The organism is Burkholderia sp. MSh2 (assembly GCF_000731655.1).
Taxonomy (GTDB): domain Bacteria; phylum Pseudomonadota; class Gammaproteobacteria; order Burkholderiales; family Burkholderiaceae; genus Burkholderia; species Burkholderia paludis.
In genome coordinates this window covers 21,700-28,116 of record NZ_JPGM01000095.1, presented here as the reverse complement: position 1 = coordinate 28,116, position 6,417 = coordinate 21,700, and the positions used below count along the sequence as shown (strand labels likewise).

At 66.2% G+C, this 6,417-nt stretch carries 9 protein-coding genes; 8 read left to right on the top strand and 1 reads right to left on the bottom strand.

Going from position 1 to position 6,417, the window contains the following annotated elements; genetic code table 11:
- Positions 1–821 precede the first annotated feature (821 nt).
- From GQ57_RS35590 to GQ57_RS35575, 4 genes are all read left to right on the top strand, one after another.
- Positions 822–1,469 (top strand): hypothetical protein, encoded by a 648-nt coding sequence (locus tag GQ57_RS35590; RefSeq protein ID WP_034200352.1) that lies wholly within the window; start codon positions 822–824, stop codon positions 1,467–1,469.
- A gap of 108 nt (positions 1,470–1,577) precedes the next feature.
- Positions 1,578–1,910: a RebB family R body protein gene (locus GQ57_RS35585; protein ID WP_031401136.1), complete on the top strand. Its 333-nt coding sequence runs from the start codon at positions 1,578–1,580 to the stop codon at positions 1,908–1,910.
- 190 nt (positions 1,911–2,100) lie between these two features.
- A complete protein-coding gene (locus GQ57_RS35580; protein WP_034200351.1) occupies positions 2,101–2,481 on the top strand; it encodes a RebB family R body protein in 381 nt (126 codons plus the stop codon).
- Between the two features lie 195 nt (positions 2,482–2,676).
- Positions 2,677–3,000: a RebB family R body protein gene (locus GQ57_RS35575; RefSeq protein ID WP_031401138.1), complete on the top strand. Its 324-nt coding sequence runs from the start codon at positions 2,677–2,679 to the stop codon at positions 2,998–3,000.
- 60 nt (positions 3,001–3,060) lie between these two features.
- Here the strand turns inward: GQ57_RS35575 and GQ57_RS35570 are convergent, their stop codons facing one another.
- Complete coding sequence (locus tag GQ57_RS35570) at positions 3,061–3,903, bottom strand: Crp/Fnr family transcriptional regulator (protein ID WP_235212750.1); 843 nt, start codon at positions 3,901–3,903, stop codon at positions 3,061–3,063.
- A 235-nt stretch (positions 3,904–4,138) separates the two neighbouring features.
- Here GQ57_RS35570 and GQ57_RS35565 point away from each other — a divergent pair, with 235 nt between their 5' ends.
- From GQ57_RS35565 to GQ57_RS35550, 4 genes are all read left to right on the top strand, one after another.
- Complete coding sequence (locus GQ57_RS35565) at positions 4,139–4,696, top strand: RNA polymerase sigma factor (protein WP_031401140.1); 558 nt, start codon at positions 4,139–4,141, stop codon at positions 4,694–4,696.
- A 113-nt stretch (positions 4,697–4,809) separates the two neighbouring features.
- The gene (locus GQ57_RS35560; protein WP_031401141.1) at positions 4,810–5,103 is read left to right on the top strand and encodes a RebB family R body protein; all 294 of its coding nucleotides are present in this window, start codon (positions 4,810–4,812) and stop codon (positions 5,101–5,103) included.
- A 33-nt stretch (positions 5,104–5,136) separates the two neighbouring features.
- Positions 5,137–5,760 (top strand): hypothetical protein, encoded by a 624-nt coding sequence (locus GQ57_RS35555; protein ID WP_235215188.1) that lies wholly within the window; start codon positions 5,137–5,139, stop codon positions 5,758–5,760.
- A 157-nt stretch (positions 5,761–5,917) separates the two neighbouring features.
- Positions 5,918–6,364: a hypothetical protein gene (locus GQ57_RS35550; protein WP_031401143.1), complete on the top strand. Its 447-nt coding sequence runs from the start codon at positions 5,918–5,920 to the stop codon at positions 6,362–6,364.
- Positions 6,365–6,417 lie beyond the last annotated feature (53 nt).

The window sequence follows — 6,417 nt, the reverse complement described above, 5'->3', positions numbered from 1 at the left end:
CATACGGGCTGGGAGGTTTGAATAAGAGAAGGGGGGTGTTGCGGGGTAGAACGGGGGACGCGGTGCGGTCGGGGCACCGTGTCGCCTGGACGGGGCGACGCGATTGGCCGGTTGGGGGCATAAAAAGGGGGACGGTTGAACGTCTCCAGGCTGCCGTCCACACCGAGTCGACCGGCATCGTACCAGTTCGGCGGTGCGGGAACAGTCAAGAATTGTCGGGGACCGGGGGCAGGGGAAACGTCGAATGGCCCTGACGTCCCCCGCCCGGGATCGCGTCGCCCGGATCTCGCGAGGCAACCTTTCTTGTCCTTCGCGAACACTCACCCGCACATGCGACAGCCGACGATCGCAAGGTACCCGTCAGTCGATTGCATGAATAACGCACCTGGAATCAGGGTTCGTCCGTCGATCCAATCGTTGCAGGTCGGATATCGGAAAGGCAACAAGAAGCCGCGGGAAGACGTGATGCGCGGGTGGAAAGGCATCGAGGAATGGCCGCCCGGCGATCCGAACGCGTTCGCATGGCCGCCATCCGCGCGGGATTGACGCGCGATGCAATGCGCTCGCCCCTCGAGGCCATTCCCGACATCTGCGGCGGAACGCCCGATGCCGGCGCCGACTGACTTCACAGACCCGTCGCACGGTTCGTCCCTGCAGCGGCGCTGCCGGAATTTCCGGCAGGGCCGCCGCATTTCCATTTCCCGGAGAACACCATGCGATATCCAATGCAGTCCGCCGGCCGAGGCGCCTCGGCGCTGCGTCCATCCGCACCCGAACCGCACGCTCCGGCACCGCGGGCGGCCATCGAGGAGGTGTGAGCCATGAGCAACGACGCACTCGACCCCTTGCTGCGGCAGTTCGCGGAGAAGCGATTGGGACGGCCCCTGGAGCCGGGCGAAGAACGGGCGCTGCTCGAGCGGCTGCCGGGTAGTCACGGGACCCGGCCGGCGCCGCCCGCCGGCACGGCCGCGCAGGCGAGCGCCGCGAACCCGCCATTGCCGCGATTGAAGACCCGGCAGGAGGCGCGAGAGCAGGTCAAGCATTTTCTGCAGCTCAACCAGCAGAAGGCGTACGAGAAGATGCGCGGCATCCTGCAGACGATCGACGCGCAGAACGAGACGACCCTCGGCATGCTGGCATCGGAACAGCAGAAGGTGTCCGGCGTACTCGACGCGCACGCGCCGCCGGGCGACGCGCAGACATCCGGCGCGGCCGACATCCAGGACAGTACCCGCGAGGCGCTGGCGGTGATCGGCGAACAACTGACAGGCCTCATCCGGCAGGAAATCGAAGCCTGCTTCCGGCAGTACGTCGATCCGCTCGCCGAACGGCTCGCCGTGCGGCTCGACGCGATAGACGAGCGGCTGCAACGCATCGGCGCCTGTCCGGCCGAACTGCACGAACCGGCCGCCAGCGGCACCGCCACCACTTCTGTTCACGATACCCCCGGGCCAGCGTCCATGGAGTAGCACGCGGGGCATGCGGTTGAAGTCAGGCGGCCGAAGTCAGGCAACTGGACGCGAAACCGGCCGGCCCCAGCGTGCGACCTCTCAACTACGTGAATCAAGGAGCAAAAAATGAGTGATACGTGTCAGGTGTGCCAGGTCAATCCCGCGATTACCGATGCCGTCACGCAGGTCAACGTCAAGGTGGTCGCCGAGGCGCCGGCAATGGCGATGGGCTCGCTGTACCAGGCCCAGAGCCATTCGCTCAGCATCCTGTTCGAGAACGCGGTGCAGCAGCAGTCGCAGGCCGCGATCCAGTCGCAGACGTCGACGAACGTGGGGACGATGCAGCTCTACACGATCGGACCGGAAAGCGCGGGGGCGGCCGCCACGGAAATCGGCGCGAACGGGATCATCTCCATTCTGGCCGACGTGATCGCGATCGGGAAGGCGATGCGCCCGTAAGGCGCGGTCGCAACGCCGTGGTTGAGCGGCGGCGCAAGCGGCACGGGCCGCCGATGCCGCCGCCGCGCCGCCGAACCGCAGCACGGCCGCCGGCGCCTGAACAGCGGTGCCGCGCGGTGTTCCGGAGCAAACGACAGGACGGGTAGCGCCGATTCGATGCGGCGTCCGTTCGCAAACCTGGAGAAATACGATGTCAAATGATACGAACACGGGCGCCCCGACGGACCCGACGGATCCGAAAGACCCCTGCAACTGCAAGACGTGTGCGGTCAATGCCGCGATCACCGACGCCGTCACGCAGACCAACGTCAAGGTGGTGGGCGAAGCGCCCGCGATGGCGACGGGCTCGCTGTACCAGGCCCAGAGCCATTCGCTCAGCGTGCTGTTCGAGAACGCCGTGCAGCAGCAGTCGCAGGCCGCGGTACAACTGCCGACCTCGACGAACGTGGGCACGATGCAGCTCTACACGCTCGGGCCGGCGAGCGCCGGCGCCGCCGCGACGGAAATCGGCTCGAACGGTGTGCTGTCCGTGCTGGCCGATGTGCTCGCGCTCGGCAAGGCGCTGGTCTGACGCGTAACCCGGCGTCGACGCCGGGCGGCGGCCCCGATCCCCGCGGCGGCCGCCCGGCGCCTGTCGACATGCCGGCGTTCGCGACGGCGAGCGCCCGGCCGCACCGCTACTATCGCCCGGCGCACGCCGCCGACCGACCCATTCATGCTTTCGCCGTGACTGCACCGCAGCGGCGGGCAAACCAGGAGCAACGACATGCCGGAACAGGTTTCCGCCGCGGTGACCGATGCGGTCACGCAAGCCAACGTCAAGGTGGTGGGCGAAGCGCCCGCCGTGGCCTTGGGCACGCTCATGCAGTCGAACAGCCATGCGTCCTCGATCCTGCTTCACAACGCGGTGCAGATGCAGGCGAACCAGGCGATGTCCAACCTCGCCGCCACGACCGTCGGCATCATGCAGCTCTATGCCGGCTCTCCGGTGGCGGCGGCTGCCGCGGCGCGCTCGGCGAACGACAACTTTGCGTCGCAACTGAGCGCCGTCGCGCAGTTGATGAACGCCATCGGCCACTGGCGCGGCTGATCTTCACCGCGCGCCGCGCAACCCGGCGCGCGCGACCGCCTGCCACCGTGGCGCGGCGCGTCAATTGGCGTTGACGATGGTCCGGAGCTGCTCGGGTTTCTCGATCGTCACGCCGTGCTCGTGAAGCCGGATCAGGCCGTCGCGCTGCATCTTCTGCAGGCTGCTGTTCAGTCGCGGCCGGCTGACGTTGAGCATGGCCGCGAGGATGCTCTGGTTCTCCGGTAGCCGCACTTCCAGATCGTTCCCTTGCATGCGGTTCAGCAGATGGCGCGCGAGCCTAGCTTCGAGCCGGTACAGGCACGCCGATTCGATGAAGTCGCTCAACTGGTGGACGTTCCGGCACAGCTGCTCGTGGATGCGCTCCATGAAATCCGCGTTGGCCAACAGCGGCGCGAAGTACTGGCGATGCAGCAGCGACACGCGGCAATCGGGGCTCAACTGCGCGGTGAAGCTGCGCCGGTGGGCGCGAACCAGCGTGTTTTCTCCGATGAGTTCGCCCGGCAACGAGTGGCCGAGAATGAGTTCGCGTCCGCCGGGTTCGTGCAGCGTCTTGTAGACCCGGCCGCAGTGCACGAAGGCGACGAAATCGCCCGGATCGCCCTTGAAGAACAACAGGCGATTGCCGTGTTCGGGCCAGGGCGAGAGATGCCGCTCGATGTGGGCGAGCAGGCTCGCCGGAAGATCGGCGAGTATCGGTATATTGCACAGCGTTCGACCGTTGATAAGGGCAGGCATGTTTTCCGTGCAAGGTTGTTTGACGATGCGGCCACCTAGCGAAAAACGTTGCCTTTGGCACTGCGTGAAAAATGAATGATGAAAATAACCAGGTAATGGGAAAGTGGTCCCGATATGGCTTTGCTTCGGCGCCAGGGACGTTTGGTCGACCGACATCGGCGGCAGCATGAAGGCGTAGGCGCATCGAGGCGGCAGTCACCATTTTTCATCGAATGCCAATCGTCACGCTCGACGGCGCGCCCGAAACGACGGATGAGGAGACGCGAGGGAATTAAAATTTCCGTCAATAATAATCAAGAAAATTTACACGGTCCGATTATCTTGATAACGGTGTTACGCGGGTAACAGCGCCATTCTCGGCATCGAATCGATTCTGTGTTTTCCAGAAAAAGGAAGGCACGGGATGACAACCTCGAACCAGCACGCTGTTTCGACGCCTGAGTCACCGGCGCAACAGCTCGATCACACGTGGCGGGAAATGCAGGGGAAACTGCGGCGCCGCGCGCGCCTGTTGTGCAAGGGCGATATTCACCGTGCCGACGAACTGCTCTCCGATACCGCGCTCAAGGTCCACATTTACCTGCAACGTTCGCCCGAGCGCGTCCGGAACCTCGCCGGCTTTCTCTTTCTGGCGCTGAACCACGCGTTCCTCGACGGCGCGCGCCGTCGTCTGCGCGAAAGCGGCATGCTCGAGTTCGACCCGGGCTGGGACGACGATCACACCGTCGAGCTGGCCGGCCATGCGCCGTCGGTGGAGCAGCAACTGCTGCTCCGGCAACAGCTGCTGCGTCTCGAACAGGTGCTGGCCACGCTCCCGTCGCAGCAGCAGATGCTGTTCACGCTGAAGTTCGAGGAGGACCGCCCCTATCTGCACATCGCGGCGACGCTCGGGATCAACGAGCCGCTGGCCAGAAAGCGTGTCGAGCTGCTGCGCAGGAAATTGCGCGAGGAACTCGCGTGAGCGGGTTCACGAACGCGTGCGTGCAGCGTTCCTAACGGCATGCGCGGCGTCGATGGCCTGCCGGCCCGCCGTTCCTTCAATCGCATGCCGGAGCCGAGATCCGAGGAGGCCTCGTGGCAGACAAAGTCAATGAGCAGGTTACCGACGCGGTGACGCAGACCAATGTCAGCGTCGTCGCGGGATCGCCGGCCCAGGCACTGGGCACGCTCTATCAGATGTTCAGCCAGGCCGTCGGCATCTCGGCGCAGAACATGACGCAGCAGCAGGCGGCGCTGAACCAGATTTCGAACGCCGTCGTGTCGAAGGCGGTGGCGATGATCCTGTCCGTCGAAGCGTCGCCGAAGCCGGCATCGGGCGGCGCGGCGCAAGCCCCGACGGCCGGGCCGCAGACGGGTTCCACGCATTGATGCGACGACTCTCGGGATACCTGAATCATGAACATGAAAGGCCTTTTGGGCGGACGCGGCGACGGTGCGCCGCAGGCGCCGCACGATGCAGCCGCCGCCGCGGCAGGAGCAACCACGCCGGCCGACGCCGCAACACCCGCCGAGGTCGCCCCGCAGGTCGTGGCGTCGAAGGCCGGCGCGCGCGCGTGGCCGGTCAACCGGCTGCGCAGGCTCACCGATGCGCTGAAGGCACCGAACCAGGTCGCCGATCCGGCCGGGGCCGGCGGCTCGGCGCTGCAGACCGTGCAGGCGATCAACGCGGAGGCTGCGTCCTACGCGACGACGCAGATCGCCGTCGGCCCGAACATGATGATCACGCAGGCGGGCGGGATGGTCGCGCAGGCGGCGGCCAACTACTTCGAGGCGACGACGTCGCTGGCGATCGCGGGCAAGAGCGTGCTGATGAAGGATCTGGCGCAGAAGACCGTCGACGAGAACGTGCCCGGGATGGCGATGGATGCGGTGGGCCTGCTGTTGACGGACCTGTTCGTCGCGACCGCGGCGATCGTCGCGGGTGCCGCGGAGGCGATCGAAGGGGAGGCCGCGAGCGTCGCGCTCGACAAGATCGACGAGAGCCTGCAGCGGTATCAGGCGCTGCTGGACAAGAAGGGCGCGTAGCGTACGACCGCACGCAGCGACAGGCAATCGATCGACACGACCCGCCGGGCCGTCAGGCGCGATGCGGGATGTGAGCGGCAGGGCCGACGCACGTTCTTCATTTCGAGCACGTCGCGGCCCCGTCACCGGCAGTCCCATCGAGTCAAGTGAGGAACCCATGCCCTACGACATTCAGAACGTACAAGGTCCCGCGCCGCTGGCGGTTGGCGAGCGCATCTGGGGAGATGCGACGGAAATCGATTTCGGCGCGATGACGAGCTGCATCGCGCTCGTCGAGCAGGTGCCGGGCCAGCCGGCGTCGGTGCGCGCGATCCATCTGTCGATCGTCAGCGCCGACGGCACGCAGGTGTACGACCCGTCGGCGAACGTGGCCGGGCAGGTCGAGACGATCATGCAGCAGAGCGGCGACCTGCGTACCTGCCTCGGGCGCATCGATCTCTGGCAGGCCAGCCAGTCGCAACAACTGCGGGATTTCTTCGCCGCGCTGATGCTGAGCCTCGACATGCAGAACTGGGTGCAGTTGCCGGACGGCAACCTGCGGGTGCGGATCAACGGCGGCGTGATCGAGTATCGGCAGGGCGCCGGCCCATGGGCCCACGCGTAGCCGGTGCGACCGGTCGAAGCTGGCGCCCGCCATCCGGGCGGGCGCCGCTGCAA